The following is a 16,582-nucleotide window of genomic DNA, read 5'->3' on the forward strand; positions in this document are numbered from 1 at the left end:
GTTGATCAATCCTCCAGTCAAAACTCAAGATTCATCATCCGTAAATCTACGGTTTCTCATAATCTGGTGCTTGATGGCGGGAAGGTTTAGCCCAGCTGCTGTCCAGCTAGTCCGATGAGCAACCCAAGCACAGCCCCGATGGTAGTGTTGAGGCCATTAACCATCTCGTTGGTGAGCCAGGCCAAGCGCGTTTGGAGCGTTGCCCCAATCAGGCTTTCCAGGGTCGTGGCAATCAGGGCTGCGATTAAGCAAATGGCGATTCCCCCTGGGCTAATTAGCCCTACCCCCCACCCCACTAGGGCTATGACTGCTGATCCCACTACCCCGGCCAGGGTGCCCTCTAGGCTGACAGCTCCTTCGGTGCCCGCTGGCACTGGCTTCAGGGTAGTGATGAGGAAGGTGCGCTGGCCATAGGCTTTGCCGACTTCGCTGGCGGTGGTGTCGGAGAGCTTGGTGCTCAGGCTGCTGACGTAGGCGAGCGCCAGCAGGGGAATCCACAGATTGGCTTGAGCTGTGGTGTTGAGGACACTAAACAGGGCGATCGCACTGGCACAGACGGCGGCAGCTAGTGCTGAACCCCAAACGTTTTCTGGCCCTCTGGCCCCAGAACGACCTTCGGCGATGCCAGCTGCTTCTTTTTGAGCCTTGCCCAGACGGGTGACCGCCGATCCGGCCAGAAAATAGGCCATCATCACGGTGTAGCCCCGCCAGCCTAGACAGCCCCAGATCAGTACCCCTAGGCCCCAGGCGTGGATATAGCCCGCTGGGGTGAGCAGTTTTTTGGGCAACTGCCAGGCGATCGCCAGGAGAGCCGTATTGATCATTGCCCCCAAGAGCCATGCCATTGCTTGGGGGGCCGCTAGTACCACCGCTAAAACCATAGATTGCCCTCCTGGGTGACCTTCAGCCTAAACATCAAATGCTTTGTGCAGGTGCAAGCAGTTGCCTTGAACCGGATCCGGCTCGTAGGTCAACCGGTCTGCTACCAGGTACATGATCTTGAGCCCTCGACCACCCTCCGAGTCGGGGTTGTTAACGGTAATTTTTTGCCGCAGTACCAAGGCCAGATCAAAGCCAGGACCGCAATCCCAGATGCGAATATCAATGGCGCGATCGCTCACCGAGACTTCTAGCTGAATTGGGGTTGTGGGCGGTAGGCCAGCGTGGGCATGGCGTACCGCGTTGGTGAACCCTTCAATGAGTGCGAGCTGACACTGGAGCCAAATATTGTGGGGAATAGGGGTAGCCTGGAACTGATCAAACCAGGTCAGTACCGACTTGAGCGCCGTAGGATCGGTTAGGGTCTCAATCTGGCTGGTGTGCTGGTAGGTCAAAGCAGACAACGGCTAAATAGCTCACCCTCGCATCATAAGGCCCAAGCCTACCTTAGCAAGAGTTACAGATACAAGAGCTTTACATCCTTACAGGGTAAGGCTATATCTTCACAAGTTATCGTTGCATGGGTACTTTACGGTTTGTCAGTCCTAATGTCTAAGGCATCGAGCCAGCTTAGCAAACTGCGCCTGAGGCGGGTCAAGTCTCGGTAAAATTCTTGCTGCATAAACTGCCCTAGGGCATCAAGGGGGCTAAACGATGTGCCGGGCTGCCAACCAAGGTCTTGGGCAATGGGCGTGGTATGGGATCCTGGCAAAATTTGCACTGTGGTCAGCTGTGGAAACCGCTGCACCAGCACCTCCGACAGGGGGCGTGTCTGATCAATGGTGTCGTTGCGAAATTTGATCAGCAGGTTGCGAGCTACAGGATAGCGATCGCGCACCAAAGTCAAAGTTGATTCAGGGTCAGGGGTAAACTCCACATTAAACGCCGGATTAAACTGCACCACCTGTTCTAAAAATGGAATCGACCGGCGAGCGGGATAGTTATTGAAGCTTAGATAAATGTTGCCCGCGCGTTCCACCTCCCAAAGGCTGTTGATCAGCAAATGCACCTTGCAGCCCATGCTGTGCCCTAGGCCGTATAGGGGTAACGGCGGGCGATGAACCAGCACTCGCTTATCCAGGTATCGCATCGCCTGATCAAAGGTAATTAACACCTCTTGAGCAATGGCCGTATGGTCAAAGGTATTGATAAAGGGTGTCGCCACCACTAAATAGCCCTGCTTAGCTAAATTTTCCAGCAGCCACTGGTAGGTCACGCTGGGGGCAGCTGCCACAAAGGCACCGCCTAAAAAGTGCACGATCGCGGTGGGGTTGGGAGGAACTAAGATCCAGTTGCCAGAAACCTCTTGCCAGTTCATAGTGGCCTGCGGGCATGTCCTATCGATGGAAACCTGCGGATAGTCTTCTAATACTGTAATCAGTTTGTACCCAAGGCGAAGTCTAACCTAGCGTAGCGATCGCCGTTCCACGGCCAGTTTCGCGACTAGCGCGGGACAATACACCGTCTCAAGGGCGTCTCTTGCCCTTGCCTTTGGCTTTGCTAGAGCAGTAAGCTCATTGGGCTGAGTGGGAGAGATGTCATGGATCATGGGGCTGCGATCGCCGAACATACCGTATCGGTCAACGGGTTGACCTGGTTCTACCGTGAGCTGCAACCCATTGGCGATACGCCTCGGCTGCCGGTGCTGCTGCTTCACGGCCTGGTGTCCCAAAGCTATAGCTGGCGACAGGTGATGCCAACCCTGGCCCAGCAGGGGTTTCGTGCGATCGCCCCCGACTGGATTGGCCACGGCTTTTCCGACAAACCTGACCGCCGCGACTTTCCCTACACCCCCGCTGCCCTCGTAACTGCCCTCGGTGAGTTTATTGATGCCCTAGCGCTACCGCAGGTACACCTGGTTGCCCAGGGGTTTCTGGGCTCGGTCGGCATTCAATATGCTCTCCAGCACCCCGATCGAGTCGATCGCCTCGTGATCATCAATGCCCCCATCGGCCCTGGGGCCAAGCTGCCCTGGAAAATTCGCCAGATGGGCTTGCCTCTAGCCGGAGACATGATTACCCAAGACCCGTTGCTGGTCGATCGCACCCTAGAAGGGGGTGGTCCTTACCAGGTTGCTGATGCTGATTTAGATGTCTACCGTCGTCCCTTTCTCAAAAGTTCCGACGTAGGTCGAGCCTTAATGACCACCGTGCGCCGCTTATCTATAGAAGAAACGAGTCAGGCGATCGCGGCTGCCCTGCCCCTGTGGGATCATCCCACTCTGCTTCTATGGGGCCAAAGTGACCCCTGGTTGCCAGTGAACCTAGCCGAGGCCGCAGTACAGGCGCTACCCAATGGTGAACTACAAACCCTTGAAGAAGTAGGCCATTACGCTCAAGAAGACTGGGCCGAGAAAGTAGCAACCGCCCTCGATCGTTTTTTACGCCAGATGGTGGTGTAGCTCGTTTAGAACTGCCATGTCGTACTGGGTAAGTACTAAAAACTTGTTCCTCAAGGCGTAGACTATGCCTGACAAAGCAACCATACTGTTATTAAGCCAACAGGGGTAACAGAAGGAGCATGTAATGGCAACTAAACAGCAGTTTCAAAGCTTTGAAGATCTTCTGTCAAAAGCTGAAGGTCCTGTTTTGGTCGACTTTTATGCCACCTGGTGTGGTCCATGCCAGATGATGTCGGGCATCTTGGCTACTGTCAGTAGCCAGCTTAAAGGCCAGCTTAAAATCGTTAAAATTGATACCGATAAGTATCCGCAAATTGCTTCTCAGCATCGGATTGCAGCTCTACCGACTCTAGTGTTGTTCAAAGCGGGACAACCTATAGACCGGATTGAAGGCGTTCTGCCTGCTGAGCAACTCATAGCTCGGCTACAGCTTCACCTCACCTAACCTATGGTTTTAGTCCCCTGCGCGATCGCCTTGGGCAGCAACCTAGGCAACTCCCGGCAAATTTTGCAGCAAGCGCTAGTCGATCTTCATTGCCCTCCCGAGATCAATGTATTAGCAGAATCAAGCCTCTATCAGACTGTTGCAATCGGTCCTCCCCAGCCCGATATTCTCAATGCCTGTGCCCTGCTCACCACCACGTTATCGCCCCTCGCCTTACTCAGCCAACTGCTTGATATAGAGCAAAGATTTGGTCGCGTACGCCAAGAGCACTGGGGGCCTCGCACCCTCGACCTCGACCTCTTGTTCTATGGTCAGGCCATCATCACTGAACCAAACCTACACGTTCCTCACCCTCGCCTTAGAGAACGTGCTTTTGTGCTCATTCCCTTAGCCGAAATTGCCGCTAATTGGCGAGATCCCGTTAGTGGTCAATTGGTGCAGATACTTTGCAAAGCTGTTGATCCCACCGGGGTGAAGCTCCTTGGCCCAATTCATGGCTAAACCCAATACTCTTGCCTTAAGCCCGCTGCTACAATGGGTTGACCTTTTGCGCCCTTTCTTAGCCTGTACCTATGCCCCTTGGTCAAGAGCCACCTCAACTACTAAAGCAGCGTTTATTTTATGAAGGTCGTAAATTTAACTTTGAAGTCAATCGACTGCGTTTACCCAATCGGGCCGAGGGAGATTGGGAATGTATTCGTCACCCCGGCGGTGCCTTAGCCGTACCCGTCACTACCAGTGGTGAATTGGTTATGGTGCGCCAGTATCGTTTTGCCGTCATGGGACGCTTGCTAGAATTCCCCGCAGGCACCATTGAGTCAGAGGAGTCTCCCGCCGACACCATTCGCCGAGAAATTCGAGAAGAAATTGGCTACAGTGCCCAAACCTGGTTACCCATTGGGCGCTTTCCTTTGGCTCCTGGCTACTCCGACGAAATTATTTATGCTTATCTAGCGACCGATTTAGAGCTTATTGAGTCGCCTCCAGAGGCCGATGTCGATGAAGATATAGAAGTCGTTGTTCTCACCCCGGCCCAACTCGAAAAGTCTATTTTGGCTGGGGAAGCGGTAGACGCTAAAACAATTGCTAGCTTCTACCTAGCCAAGCCTTATCTAGAGAAACTGGCGGCTCTTTGAGATTAAATCCTATAGGCTCAATTGAAAGCTTGCGTAGGATTTAACTAACCAAGGATTTAAAGTTCTGTTTGTTGTGGGTTGTTCAGGTCGTTCGCCAATCCGAATTGCTGGTTGTAGTAGGGCTTGAGCCAGTCTAGATTGAGCTCATAGAGGTGATCGATAACCCACGTAGCTCGTCGGTGAATCATCTGATATGGGTAGGCATGGGCGACCCCTAAAACTGGCACTCTAGCCCGCTTGGCAGCCTCAATACCGGCAAACGAGTCTTCTACCGCTAGGCACTCTTCAGGATGCAACTCTAAATCGCCAAACTGTCGATTTAGCCGTTCGATGGCCAAGAGATAGCCATCGGGGGCAGGTTTGCTAACTCCCGATGGTAGGTCATCTGTTGCCACAATCAGATTTACATGTTCTCCCCAGTTGACGCGAGATAATACGATTTCAATTTCGCTGCGCCGTGCTCCTGAGACAATCGCCAACCTGAGTTGAGCGGTGCGTATTTGGTAGATCAAATCGTCTAAACCCGGATACAGGGGGAGCACACTTAACTTAGTCAACATCTCTTTGTACCGGGCAGCCTTACGGTCTAACAATTTTTCCAGGTAGGTCTCCGGCACTGTCCGCCCCTGGCGCCTAAGCAAATCACCTAAACAGGCTGCATCCGATCGCCCCAGACAAAACTGGTTCAAGTCTTCGGGGTTTGGTCGCAGATTTTCTTCCAGCAGTAATTCTTCAATGAGCTGCTGATGAATTGCCTCATCATTAATAATGACGCCGTTAAAGTCTAATAACACTGCCTTAAGAGCCATGACCTCGCCAGAAATTTATTAAGCAATGCAACGTAGTTGCGTAGTCTTTAGCTTAGCCCGGTTTTTGGGGCTGGCGATTACTGCAATCCTAAGAAATGAGAGCTTTACAGGATGACAGCCTAGGATGGCCTCGGTCATCCTCTTGCTCTCGGGTCAGCTATCTGTCCGCCTAAGGATAGCCGCGACGATCCCGTATAACTACGGAGAATATTGCGGCCTCTCTTCGAGAGTACCGTGGATCAACTATGGTGAATGTCGGTGTCACTCCCGAGAATAGATTCAGTTCTCAGCGAACCCGCTCTCGTAAGGACATCCGCAGATATGGCAACTCAAACTTCGACAATTCGCTCCCGTGGCATGGAACTGCTTATGCAGTACAAGCAGTCTCCCTCTGTACAGCTGCGCAACAGACTAGTTCAACTCAATGCTGGTCTAGTTCGCAAAATTGCCCACCGGGTGAGCCACCAGTGCTCCGAACCTTACGAAGATCTTGAGCAGATTGGCTACATCGGTCTAATCCGCGCCATCGAGCGATTTGATCCAAGCCAGGGCTGTGCTTTTAGCTCCTTTGCTGTGCCCTACATTCGCGGTGAGATGCTGCACTTCCTGCGCGATCGCGGCACTACCGTTAAGATTCCCCGCCGCTGGCAAGATCTGCAAAAAGAGTCTCAGAAACTTCAGATGGAGTTGATGCGCACCCTAGGCCGTAACCCTAGCGATAGCGAGATGGCTGAGGCTTTGGGTGTACCCGTTAAAGAATGGCGAGAGGTCAAAATGGCCCACAAGAATCGCCTGCCCCTTAGCCTGGATGCTACTGTGTGTCAGCAGGTTGACTCCAACATTACCCTTGGCGAAACGCTTCCCGATAGCCACTATCAGCTGATGCAGGCGTTAGAGGAAGACCGTCAGCAAATCCAGCGGGCACTGAACCAGCTTGAGTCTAAAACCCGCACCGCCATCGAATTTGTCTTTTTCAAAGGACTGTCTCGCAAAGAAGTCGCTGAGAAAATTGGCGTTAGCCCCATGACCGTTACCCGCCGCATCCAGCGTGGAGTGGATGAAATGATTGCTTACCTCCAACCCCAAGAACTGCATATCGATTCTTAGGTTCGACTTGATGTCTGCCGCCTGACGAGAGCGATCGCCGTAGATAGCCCACTAGGCTGTCTGCGGCGTTCTTGTTTAGGTAAGGGCTGCTCAATAGTTTGTTAGGAGCAATAACTGTGAAGGCAACTATTAAACACTAAAAAGCCTTGCCAATGGCAAGGCTTTTTAAATATCGGAGCGGCGGGATTTGAACCCACGACCCCCACTACCCCAAAGTGGTGCGCTACCAAGCTGCGCTACGCCCCGGTCTTTTTCATTTGTGCTTAACTAGAATAGCATAGTAAGGCGCAGTATTAGATAAAATCAAACAAAATCTGTAACTGCTTTGGTTACGGCTCAAAATACCTCTAAGTGAGCGATTTGCTCAATAATCGACTGGGACGCGATCGCGTCCCAAGAGCCTTCACAGCTGCGGCCCGAGGTTAAGATAAACCTAAGACCGTAGGCGTTGGGAAGCCCTTCGGCTTCTACCCAAAGGTAATCGGCCTCAGCTTCACAGGCAATGCGTTCATCATCCATGAGTTCCGCTGCGATCGCATCCATGGTGGATTTGATATCTAACACCAATCGGCGAAATGCCTCAAACTCGGCTGCGGTTAGCTCGATCGCCCAAGACTGCCCGGCTAATAGCCCTTTGTATTCGGGGGCGGCAGCATCCCAGCCCAATCGCCACCCCCGGCCTTCCTTCACAAATCGGTTGTTCATAGCCAGAAGAAGCTGGTCGGTGGCTTATTCGCCAATGATCTCAGGCTGAGTTAGCTCGTCAGACATCTCGATAATAGCCCGCAGCACAGGCTTCATCTTGGGATCTTCGTAGTTTTCAAAATCCTCAAAGCGTCGCCGCTGAGCACGATTAGCTACCTGTACCGTAATGCGATAGCGGTTTGAGGCAGCTCGAATTAGGTCTTCGGTCCGTCGCATAACCTGAGTGCTGTCGAAAGGAGAACGCTTAACCATAACAACCTAGATAAATAATCCAAGCCTCTATACTACCAAGATTATTCGATGCCACGCTTGCCTCTGCCCCAGGCTGTTGCTGGATATTAGAGGGAGCATAAGGGGCTAAACCCCGCTACGCTCAACTTTGTAAACGCTGTTTTAGTCGTTCAGGTTCACCCTCGTCGAGCACACGTCCTGCCTCTAATAAGAAGGCGCGATCGCAATAGTCGAGTTCGACAAGGCGATGGGTCACCCAAAGGGCTGTTAACCCTCTTTCCTTAACTAGATCTCGCACCCGTTTGACTAAATCAATTTGGCTATCAGGATCCAGTAACGCGGTGGGTTCATCCAAAAGCAGTACGTGACAGCGTGTAGCGATCGCTCCAGCGATCGCTACACGTTGCTTTTGGCCACCGCTGAGGGCATAAATAGGTCGCCGCTTGAGCTCTAACAGGTTAATAGCCTCTAGGGCATCATCGACCCGGTTACGAATCTCTGCCAAAGAAAGGTGCTCATTCACCAAGCCAAAAGCTACATCAGCTCCCACAGTTGGCATCACCAACTGGTGGTCAGGGTTTTGAAAAACAAACCCCACTGGTTCTTCGATCGACCACTCTCCTGCTTGGGGACGCAGTAGCCCACCTAAAATTTTCAACAGCGTTGACTTGCCGCTACCGTTGTTGCCTAAGAGCATGCAAAACTCCCCCGGCTTCACGGTCAGCGAACAGCCTTGCAACACTAGCTGCCCAGATGGCCATTGAAATTGTAAGTTGTGAGCTTTAATCGCCTCAGGGTTTCTGGCTGTGATACCGTTGCCGGGCACTTGCTTGAGCTCCTTCTACTGATCGCTGCTTAGCGCAAAGAACCCTGGTGGTCGTCCTGAGGCTGTCGCGGTACCGCTCTTTTCAAATATCTGTACTGCTGCCACCTCACTACCTAGCACACTAATACGCTTGTGGGGTTGCTGGTCGCAGATCAGCTCAAGTATCTGGCCACTGCCGTTGCGCAAATTTTCTGTGATGGAGTTGTACAGAGCTTCTGCCTCTCCTTGCTCTTTCTTTTGCACAGAAAGCGGCATGGCTGTGTGCTTCATCGTCAACTCGATTGTGAACATAGTCAAATATTACCCAGTAAGGTTAGAGATGCGGGCTCCTTTCACTGAGCCCGTTCCTTATATATAAAGTGTAAGCGTTTGTTATCCCACATCTATTGCTCTATACGATAAGCCATACGCAGATGTCCATAGAGACTCAAATCGCGGCAGGCTTAGCAGGTCTAATATATGGTTATCAAAATCTTTCAATTCCAACCTGAGATATAAGTAGAAATACTCATCAAAATCACCAAGATCACAAGATTATCTAGTTGCTTGGGCAAGCTTCCCCAAAAAGACCCCCTATAATGATAGACACGGTAAAGAATAGTAAACACTACTCATAATTTGAGGAGAGTAGGCATTGACGTTATATCAGCCAACTGTCTTTGAGTTAGAGCTAGCGCCATCATCTTCCGTGCATAAATCCCCTCCAAGTTCAGAAGCGGAGTTTCCCGGTAAATAAAGTCGCGGATCTGCCCTCTGGTCTTGGTGTTTACCTGTTGTCAAATCATTATGGAGATTCGCGTATGACCATAGCAATGGGACGCGCGCAAGCCCAGCGAGGATGGTTCGACGTCCTTGACGACTGGCTAAAGCGCGATCGCTTTGTGTTTATCGGCTGGTCCGGCATTTTGCTGTTCCCCTGCGCCTTCATGGCGGTAGGCGGCTGGCTGACCGGCACCACCTTTGTGACCTCCTGGTACACCCACGGCCTCGCGTCGTCATACCTGGAAGGTGCCAACTTTTTGACCGTTGCCGTTTCTACCCCCGCCAACAGCCTGGGTCATTCCCTGCTGCTGCTGTGGGGTCCCGAAGCCCAGGGCGACCTCGTCCGCTGGTTCCAACTGGGCGGGTTGTGGAGCTTTGTTGCTCTACACGGTGCCTTCGGTCTGATCGGCTTCATGCTCCGACAGTTTGAAGTGGCCCGATTAGTGGGTCTACGGCCGTACAACGCCATCGCCTTCTCGGCACCGATTGCGGTATTTGTCAGCGTCTTTCTGATGTACCCCTTGGGTCAGTCGAGCTGGTTTTTTGCGCCTAGCTTCGGCGTAGCGGCGATTTTCCGGTTTCTGCTGTTCTTCCAGGGCTTCCACAACTGGACCTTGAACCCCTTCCACATGATGGGAGTAGCGGGTGTCTTGGGTGGAGCGCTGCTGTGCGCCATTCACGGAGCCACCGTTGAGAACACCTTGTTCAAAGATGGTGAGAACGCGAACACCTTCCGAGCTTTTGAGCCGACCCAGGCTGAAGAGACCTACTCGATGGTGACGGCGAACCGATTCTGGTCGCAGATTTTTGGTATCGCCTTCTCCAACAAGCGCTGGCTGCACTTTTTCATGCTGTTTGTGCCGGTTACCGGCCTGTGGATGAGTGCGGTGGGTGTCGTGGGTCTAGGTCTAAACCTGCGGGCCTACGACTTTGTGTCGCAAGAGATTCGGGCGGCGGAAGACCCCGAGTTTGAGACCTTCTACACCAAGAACATCTTGCTGAACGAAGGTATCCGGGCCTGGATGGCACCGACTGACCAGCCCCATGAGAAGTTTGTATTCCCCGAAGAAGTACTGCCCCGCGGCAACGCTCTGTAATGGGTATACAGCCAATAGCTTGAATCGGTTGATTCAGGGATTTCACAAAGCGAGGCGCTGAGCGCCTCGCTTTTTTACCGCATGCGATCACATGCGGTAAAAAAGCCGGTTCATATCGCGATCGCAACCTGCGTCTGAAGACAGGCTAATCAGCAGTCTTAAAGGTAAGACTGTGATACCGGCTTTTACCCTGCTTATACCAATCGTCCATGTTGCCAAGACGACACCCCCAACGATGAAAATTGTGGCGTGCATCCGCGCAGCGATGCACCGTCTCAGGGTTATTTTTAGAGCAAATCCTGGTTAGCTACCCCCGGTTCAACAGGGCGCGTGCCATGCGTCCCTACGGGTTGGCCTTTTGGAAAGCGGGGTTAGGCCTCTCTATCTTCACCTACGAGCAAAGGTAGGGAGGCCTAAGCAGAGCGTCTATATTGTTGATTACAGTCTGTTGTTAACCGAGGCTCAGGGGCTTTAACCCTTACCAGAGGGATTCAGTGACGCTATCGCTGCTGTTATTTCTGCCGTCTCTGGCGCTAGATGCAGTGTCTGCACGAAAGAATTTCCGAGAAATTTTTGAAAAATTCCGGCCTTATGATCTCACAAAACGCTGGAACCCTTAGCGCCGCAAGGGGTTCCAGTACCCAAAAGAATTTTAGTCAAAGGGGTTGACGCAACTGTGTACCCGGCTTTATATTAATAAAGCGCCTGAGGGAAGCGACTCGAACGAGTACTTCACTGAGGGATGCAGCGAACCTCGACAACTACATAGTCTAGAAACAAAGCCAAGGTTCCTGTCAAGGATTAAATTGGTTCAACGATAGCACGAGTGCTTTCATTGAGTCAACAAATAGAAAGACAGAATCGGATACTGAGGTATCCGGGACATGCTTTTCGGGTCATTTTTCACGAATGACTAACTGAGATTAATCTTTAGGGATTAGTCACTAACATGGAGAGTTTGATCCTGGCTCAGGATGAACGCTGGCGGCGTGCTTAACACATGCAAGTCGAACGGACCTTTTCGGAGGTTAGTGGCGGACGGGTGAGTAACGCGTGAGGATCTGCCCTTAGGAGGGGAACAACAGTTGGAAACGACTGCTAATGCCCCATATGCCGAGAGGTGAAATGTTTTTTCGCCTAAGGATGAACTCGCGTCTGATTAGCTAGTTGGTGAGGTAAGGGCTCACCAAGGCGACGATCAGTAGCTGGTCTAAGAGGATGATCAGCCACACTGGGACTGAGACACGGCCCAGACTCCTACGGGAGGCAGCAGTGGGGAATTTTCCGCAATGGGCGCAAGCCTGACGGAGCAACGCCGCGTGAGGGAGGAAGGCCTTAGGGTTGTAAACCTCTTTTCTCTGGGAAGAAGAACTGACGGTACCAGAGGAATAAGCCTCGGCTAACTCCGTGCCAGCAGCCGCGGTAAGACGGAGGAGGCAAGCGTTATCCGGAATTATTGGGCGTAAAGCGTCCGCAGGCGGTTTTTTAAGTCTGTTGTCAAAGGTCACAGCTCAACTGTGGATCGGCAATGGAAACTGGAGAACTTGAGTGTGGTAGGGGTAGAGGGAATTCCCGGTGTAGCGGTGAAATGCGTAGATATCGGGAAGAACACCAGTGGCGAAGGCGCTCTACTGGGCCACAACTGACGCTGAGGGACGAAAGCTAGGGGAGCGAAAGGGATTAGATACCCCTGTAGTCCTAGCTGTAAACGATGGATACTAGGTGTTGGACGTATCGACCCGTGCAGTACCGTAGCTAACGCGTTAAGTATCCCGCCTGGGGAGTACGCACGCAAGTGTGAAACTCAAAGGAATTGACGGGGGCCCGCACAAGCGGTGGAGGATGTGGTTTAATTCGATGCAACGCGAAGAACCTTACCAAGGCTTGACATGTCACGAATTTCTGTGAAAGCAGAGAGTGCCTTCGGGAGCGTGAACACAGGTGGTGCATGGCTGTCGTCAGCTCGTGTCGTGAGATGTTGGGTTAAGTCCCGCAACGAGCGCAACCCTCGTTTTTAGTTGCCATCATTAAGTTGGGCACTCTAAAGAGACTGCCGTGGACAACACGGAGGAAGGTGGGGACGACGTCAAGTCATCATGCCCCTTACGTCTTGGGCTACACACGTCCTACAATGCTACAGACAGAGGGCAGCGAGCGCGCGAGTGCAAGCAAATCCCATAAACTGTGGCTCAGTTCAGATTGCAGGCTGCAACTCGCCTGCATGAAGGCGGAATCGCTAGTAATCGCAGGTCAGCATACTGCGGTGAATACGTTCCCGGGCCTTGTACACACCGCCCGTCACACCATGGGAGTTGGCCACGCCCGAAGTCGTTACTCTAACCGTTCGCGGAGGAGGGCGCCGAAGGCAGGGCTGATGACTGGGGTGAAGTCGTAACAAGGTAGCCGTACCGGAAGGTGTGGCTGGATCACCTCCTTTTAGGGAGACCTACCCTTAATTACTCCGAACCAAATTGAATTAGGAGAATTGAGTGGTCACTCTAGGTCGTTCAGGACTTTGAGAATAGTTTCTAGACTATGGTTGAGGTTTATTTTCTAGCGTTGCTTGTAATGGAGTGATGATAGGGAATACAACCCGGGCTATTAGCTCAGGTGGTTAGAGCGCACCCCTGATAAGGGTGAGGTCCCTGGTTCGAGTCCAGGATGGCCCACTTGTGGGGGTTTAGCTCAGTTGGTAGAGCGCCTGCTTTGCAAGCAGGATGTCAGCGGTTCGAGTCCGCTAACCTCCACCACGGAAGCATAGATAAGAATTCAGCACATTGTGTATTGGGGCGACCTAATTCATAATCTGCTGGGTGAGAACCTAGCGAAGAACCTTGAAAACTGAATATGAGAGAAGTGTAAGGTAGTACACACAGAACATTCAAAGTTCGTTGAGAGAAGAGTGAACTTAATTAGTTACGACTAATTGAGAGAAGGTCAAGCTACAACGGGCTCACGGTGGATACCTAGGCACGCAGAGGCGAAGAAGGACGTGGTTACCGACGATACGCTTCGGGGAGCTGGAAGCAAGCTTTGATCCGAAGGTTTCCGAATGGGGCAACCCTATATACGGCCACCTGAATCAAATAGGGTGGCGCGAGCGAACCCGGCGAACTGAAACATCTTAGTAGCCGGAGGAAGAGAAAGAAAACTCGATTCCCCTAGTAGCGGCGAGCGAAGCGGGAAGAGCCTAAACCAATGGTTTTTACCATTGGGGTTGTGGGACAGCGACATGGAATCTAGCGGCTAGACGAAGCATTGGAATGATGCACCAGAGGAAGTGAAAGTCTTGTAGTCGAAAGCTTAAGGATACTAGCTGAATCCCGAGTAGCACGGGGCACGAGAAATCCCGTGTGAATCATCGAGGACCACCTCGAAAGGCTAAATACTCCTGCGTGACCGATAGTGAACCAGTACCGCGAGGGAAAGGTGAAAAGAACCCCGGGAGGGGAGTGAAATAGAACATGAAACCGTGAGCCTACAAGCAGTTAGAGCCCGATTAAACGGGTGATAGCGTGCCTGTTGAAGAATGAGCCGGCGACTTATAGGGTCTGGCGGGTTAAGGCGGGAATGCCGAAGCCAAAGCGAAAGCGAGTCTGAATAGGGCGATAGTCAGATTTTATAGACCCGAACCCGGGTGATCTAACCATGGCCAGGATGAAGCTTGGGTGATACCAAGTGGAGGTCCGAACCGACTGGCGTTGAAAAGCCAGCGGATGAGCTGTGGTTAGGGGTGAAATGCCAATCGAACCCGGAGCTAGCTGGTTCTCCTCGAAATGTGTTGAGGCACAGCGGTATTGATTATATACGGGGGGTAAAGCACTGATTCGGTGCGGGCTGCGAGAGCGGTACCAAATCGAGTCAAACTCAGAATACCCGTAGCACACAATGCCAGTCAGACGGTGGGGGATAAGCTTCATCGTCGAAAGGGAAACAGCCCAGACCACCAGCTAAGGTCCCCAAATGGATGCTAAGTGATAAAGGAGGTGGGATTGCAGAGACAACCAGGAGGTTTGCCTAGAAGCAGCCATCCTTAAAAGAGTGCGTAATAGCTCACTGGTCAAGCGATCCTGCGCCGAAAATGAACGGGGCTAAGCATCCTACCGAAGCTGTGGACTTGTACTTGTACAAGTGGTAGAGGAGCGTTCTGTACGAGTTGAAGCGTTAGCGAGAGCAGGCGTGGATTGTACAGAAGTGAGAATGTCGGCTTGAGTAGCGAAAATGTAGGTGAGAATCCTACACCCCGAAATCCCAAGGTTTCCTCCGGAAGGCTCGTCCGCGGAGGGTTAGTCGGGACCTAAGGCGAGGCCGAAAAGCGTAGTCGATGGACAACGGATTAATATTTCCGTACCTGATTTGGATTGTGGCGGGGGACGGAGAAGGCTAAGACAGCCGGATGATGGTTACCGGTTTAAGCTATCGAGGTGATGAGAGACGGCGAAAACGTCTTGAGCTGAGAAGCGAGTACGACCCGTTACGACGGGGAAGTGTCTGATGTCAGGCTTCCAAGAAAAGCCCGAACCACGTTAATTCAAATTGGCCCGTACCCTAAACCGACACAGGTGGGAAGGTAGAGTATACCCAGGGGCGCGAGATAACTCTCTCTAAGGAACTCGGCAAAATGGCCCCGTAACTTCGGGAGAAGGGGTGCCCACGAGAGTGGGTCGCAGTGAAGAGTCCCAGGCGACTGTTTACCAAAAACACAGGTCTCCGCTAAGTCGCAAGACGATGTATGGGGGCTGACGCCTGCCCAGTGCCGGAAGGTTAAGGAAGTTGGTCAGGCTCTTCGGAGTTGAAGCTAGCGACTGAAGCCCCGGTGAACGGCGGCCGTAACTATAACGGTCCTAAGGTAGCGAAATTCCTTGTCGGGTAAGTTCCGACCCGCACGAAAGGCGTAACGATCTGGGAGCTGTCTCGGAGAGAGGCTCGGCGAAATAGGAATGTCTGTGAAGATACGGACTACCTGCACCCGGACAGAAAGACCCTATGAAGCTTTACTGTAGCTTGGTATTGGGTTCGGGCTTTAATTGCGCAGGATAGGTGGGAGACTATGAAGCAGCCCTTGTGGGGGTTGTGGAGTCACTGGTGAGATACCACTCTATTAAGGCTAGAATTCTAACCTTGACCCGTTATCCGGGCAGGGGACAGTATCAGGTGGGCAGTTTGACTGGGGCGGTCGCCTCCTAAATGGTAACGGAGGCGCGCAAAGGTTCTCTCAGGCTGGTTGGAAATCAGCCATTGAGTGTAAAGGCATAAGAGAGCTTGACTGCGAGACTGACAAGTCGAGCAGGTACGAAAGTAGGCCTTAGTGATCCGACGGTTCCGCGTGGAAGGGCCGTCGCTCAACGGATAAAAGTTACTCTAGGGATAACAGGCTGATCTCCCCCAAGAGTTCACATCGACGGGGAGGTTTGGCACCTCGATGTCGGCTCATCGCAACCTGGGGCTGTAGTCGGTCCCAAGGGTTGGGCTGTTCGCCCATTAAAGCGGTACGTGAGCTGGGTTCAGAACGTCGTGAGACAGTTCGGTCCATATCCGGTGCAGGCGTAGGAACATTGAGAGGAGTCTTCCTTAGTACGAGAGGACCGGGAAGAACGCACCGCTGGTGTACCTGTTATCGTGCCAACGGTAAACGCAGGGTAGCTAAGTGCGGAGTGGATAACCGCTGAAAGCATCTAAGTGGGAAGCCCACCTCAAGATGAGTGTTCCCATGGCATAAGCCAGTAAGGTCACGGGTAGACCACCCGTTAATAGGCGCTAGATGGAAGTCCAGCAATGGATGTAGTCGAGGCGTACTAACAGACCGAGGGCTTGACCTCACACTCAAGTCCATCAACCAACCAACAATGGCTGTGTGCACAGCCTCACTTCTCTCAATTCAGTTCTTCAAGGAACTTAAACAACATAATATTAAAGCAACTAAGCTTTCCTGGTGTCTTTGGCGCTGTGGTCCCACTCTGACCCATCCCGAACTCAAATGTGAAACGCAGCTGCGGCGAAGATAGTGAGGGGGTTGCCCCTTGTCAAAATAGCTCGATGCCAGGTCCTTACTCAGAACGGCTTCACCCACTTAGTGGGTGAGGCCGTTCTGTTTTGAAGTTAGCTATTAACTCGTCGAACGACC

At 52.3% G+C, this 16,582-nt stretch carries 14 protein-coding genes, 3 tRNA genes and 3 rRNA genes; 11 read left to right on the plus strand and 9 right to left on the minus strand.

Annotated features, from left to right (window positions below):
- Positions 1-86 precede the first annotated feature (86 nt).
- The 3 genes from RRF56_RS21325 to RRF56_RS21335 all read right to left on the minus strand — a co-directional run bounded on the left by RRF56_RS21325 (position 87) and on the right by RRF56_RS21335 (position 2,257).
- Positions 87-845 (minus strand): TIGR00297 family protein, encoded by a 759-nt coding sequence (locus tag RRF56_RS21325; protein WP_410510666.1) that lies wholly within the window; start codon positions 843-845, stop codon positions 87-89.
- A gap of 63 nt (positions 846-908) precedes the next feature.
- On the minus strand, positions 909-1,334 hold the full coding sequence (locus RRF56_RS21330) for an ATP-binding protein (protein ID WP_317035169.1): 426 nt from the start codon (positions 1,332-1,334) through the stop codon (positions 909-911).
- A 134-nt stretch (positions 1,335-1,468) separates the two neighbouring features.
- Positions 1,469-2,257 (minus strand): DUF1350 family protein, encoded by a 789-nt coding sequence (locus RRF56_RS21335; RefSeq protein WP_317035170.1) that lies wholly within the window; start codon positions 2,255-2,257, stop codon positions 1,469-1,471.
- Between the two features lie 222 nt (positions 2,258-2,479).
- Here RRF56_RS21335 and RRF56_RS21340 point away from each other — a divergent pair, with 222 nt between their 5' ends.
- From RRF56_RS21340 to RRF56_RS21355, 4 genes are all read left to right on the plus strand, one after another.
- Positions 2,480-3,340, plus strand: a complete 861-nt coding sequence (locus RRF56_RS21340; protein WP_317035171.1) for an alpha/beta fold hydrolase — start codon at positions 2,480-2,482, stop codon at positions 3,338-3,340.
- A gap of 124 nt (positions 3,341-3,464) precedes the next feature.
- Complete coding sequence (trxA, locus tag RRF56_RS21345; RefSeq protein WP_317035172.1) at positions 3,465-3,785, plus strand: thioredoxin; 321 nt, start codon at positions 3,465-3,467, stop codon at positions 3,783-3,785.
- A gap of 3 nt (positions 3,786-3,788) precedes the next feature.
- Entirely contained in the window at positions 3,789-4,286 is a 498-nt protein-coding gene (folK, locus tag RRF56_RS21350) for a 2-amino-4-hydroxy-6-hydroxymethyldihydropteridine diphosphokinase (protein ID WP_317035173.1), read from the plus strand.
- 71 nt (positions 4,287-4,357) lie between these two features.
- Positions 4,358-4,921, plus strand: coding sequence for an NUDIX hydrolase (locus tag RRF56_RS21355; RefSeq protein ID WP_317035174.1), 564 nt, complete (start codon positions 4,358-4,360; stop codon positions 4,919-4,921).
- Between the two features lie 56 nt (positions 4,922-4,977).
- Here RRF56_RS21355 and RRF56_RS21360 read toward each other — a convergent pair whose 3' ends face one another.
- Positions 4,978-5,730: an HAD family phosphatase gene (locus RRF56_RS21360; protein WP_317035175.1), complete on the minus strand. Its 753-nt coding sequence runs from the start codon at positions 5,728-5,730 to the stop codon at positions 4,978-4,980.
- A 321-nt stretch (positions 5,731-6,051) separates the two neighbouring features.
- Here RRF56_RS21360 and RRF56_RS21365 point away from each other — a divergent pair, with 321 nt between their 5' ends.
- The gene (locus tag RRF56_RS21365) at positions 6,052-6,837 is read left to right on the plus strand and encodes an RNA polymerase sigma factor SigF (protein ID WP_317035176.1); all 786 of its coding nucleotides are present in this window, start codon (positions 6,052-6,054) and stop codon (positions 6,835-6,837) included.
- A gap of 172 nt (positions 6,838-7,009) precedes the next feature.
- On the opposite strand, the gene RRF56_RS21370 is transcribed toward RRF56_RS21365, so the two are convergent.
- The 5 genes from RRF56_RS21370 to RRF56_RS21390 form a co-directional block, all read right to left on the minus strand.
- Positions 7,010-7,083 (minus strand) — tRNA-Pro (locus RRF56_RS21370).
- A 90-nt stretch (positions 7,084-7,173) separates the two neighbouring features.
- Positions 7,174-7,542: a DUF1818 family protein gene (locus tag RRF56_RS21375; RefSeq protein ID WP_317035177.1), complete on the minus strand. Its 369-nt coding sequence runs from the start codon at positions 7,540-7,542 to the stop codon at positions 7,174-7,176.
- Positions 7,543-7,566: 24 nt separating this feature from the next.
- Complete coding sequence (locus RRF56_RS21380) at positions 7,567-7,794, minus strand: DNA-directed RNA polymerase subunit omega (protein ID WP_026072917.1); 228 nt, start codon at positions 7,792-7,794, stop codon at positions 7,567-7,569.
- A 121-nt stretch (positions 7,795-7,915) separates the two neighbouring features.
- Positions 7,916-8,599, minus strand: coding sequence for an energy-coupling factor ABC transporter ATP-binding protein (locus RRF56_RS21385; RefSeq protein ID WP_317035178.1), 684 nt, complete (start codon positions 8,597-8,599; stop codon positions 7,916-7,918).
- 15 nt (positions 8,600-8,614) lie between these two features.
- Complete coding sequence (locus RRF56_RS21390; protein ID WP_317035179.1) at positions 8,615-8,890, minus strand: hypothetical protein; 276 nt, start codon at positions 8,888-8,890, stop codon at positions 8,615-8,617.
- A 509-nt stretch (positions 8,891-9,399) separates the two neighbouring features.
- Here RRF56_RS21390 and psbD point away from each other — a divergent pair.
- From psbD to rrf, 6 genes are all read left to right on the plus strand, one after another.
- Entirely contained in the window at positions 9,400-10,458 is a 1,059-nt protein-coding gene (gene psbD, locus RRF56_RS21395; protein ID WP_317035180.1) for a photosystem II D2 protein (photosystem q(a) protein), read from the plus strand.
- A 946-nt stretch (positions 10,459-11,404) separates the two neighbouring features.
- A 16S ribosomal RNA gene (locus tag RRF56_RS21400) occupies positions 11,405-12,895 on the plus strand.
- Between the two features lie 158 nt (positions 12,896-13,053).
- Positions 13,054-13,127 (plus strand) — tRNA-Ile (locus RRF56_RS21405).
- A 5-nt stretch (positions 13,128-13,132) separates the two neighbouring features.
- Positions 13,133-13,208: transfer RNA gene (locus RRF56_RS21410), tRNA-Ala, on the plus strand.
- 185 nt (positions 13,209-13,393) lie between these two features.
- A 23S ribosomal RNA gene (locus tag RRF56_RS21415) occupies positions 13,394-16,277 on the plus strand.
- A 109-nt stretch (positions 16,278-16,386) separates the two neighbouring features.
- Positions 16,387-16,503: ribosomal RNA gene (rrf, locus tag RRF56_RS21420) — 5S ribosomal RNA — on the plus strand.
- The 16S, 23S and 5S rRNA genes sit together here with 2 tRNA genes alongside, the layout of an rRNA operon.
- Positions 16,504-16,582: the final 79 nt, after the last annotated feature.

This window comes from Nodosilinea sp. E11, assembly GCF_032813545.1.
GTDB lineage: Bacteria > Cyanobacteriota > Cyanobacteriia > Phormidesmidales > Phormidesmidaceae > Nodosilinea.

Excerpts from the sequence above, each read along its gene's own strand:
- RRF56_RS21325 (WP_410510666.1), bottom strand. The coding sequence starts at position 845 with ATGGCATGGCTCTTGGGGGCAATGATCAATACGGCTCTCCTGGCGATC.
- RRF56_RS21335 (WP_317035170.1), bottom strand. The coding sequence starts at position 2,257 with ATGAACTGGCAAGAGGTTTCTGGCAACTGGATCTTAGTTCCTCCCAAC.
- RRF56_RS21340 (WP_317035171.1), top strand. The coding sequence starts at position 2,480 with ATGGATCATGGGGCTGCGATCGCCGAACATACCGTATCGGTCAACGGG.
- trxA (WP_317035172.1), top strand. The coding sequence starts at position 3,465 with ATGGCAACTAAACAGCAGTTTCAAAGCTTTGAAGATCTTCTGTCAAAA.
- folK (WP_317035173.1), top strand. The coding sequence starts at position 3,789 with ATGGTTTTAGTCCCCTGCGCGATCGCCTTGGGCAGCAACCTAGGCAAC.
- RRF56_RS21355 (WP_317035174.1), top strand. The coding sequence starts at position 4,358 with ATGCCCCTTGGTCAAGAGCCACCTCAACTACTAAAGCAGCGTTTATTT.
- RRF56_RS21360 (WP_317035175.1), bottom strand. The coding sequence starts at position 5,730 with ATGGCTCTTAAGGCAGTGTTATTAGACTTTAACGGCGTCATTATTAAT.
- RRF56_RS21365 (WP_317035176.1), top strand. The coding sequence starts at position 6,052 with ATGGCAACTCAAACTTCGACAATTCGCTCCCGTGGCATGGAACTGCTT.
- RRF56_RS21375 (WP_317035177.1), bottom strand. The coding sequence starts at position 7,542 with ATGAACAACCGATTTGTGAAGGAAGGCCGGGGGTGGCGATTGGGCTGG.
- RRF56_RS21380 (WP_026072917.1), bottom strand. The coding sequence starts at position 7,794 with ATGGTTAAGCGTTCTCCTTTCGACAGCACTCAGGTTATGCGACGGACC.
- RRF56_RS21390 (WP_317035179.1), bottom strand. The coding sequence starts at position 8,890 with ATGTTCACAATCGAGTTGACGATGAAGCACACAGCCATGCCGCTTTCT.
- psbD (WP_317035180.1), top strand. The coding sequence starts at position 9,400 with ATGACCATAGCAATGGGACGCGCGCAAGCCCAGCGAGGATGGTTCGAC.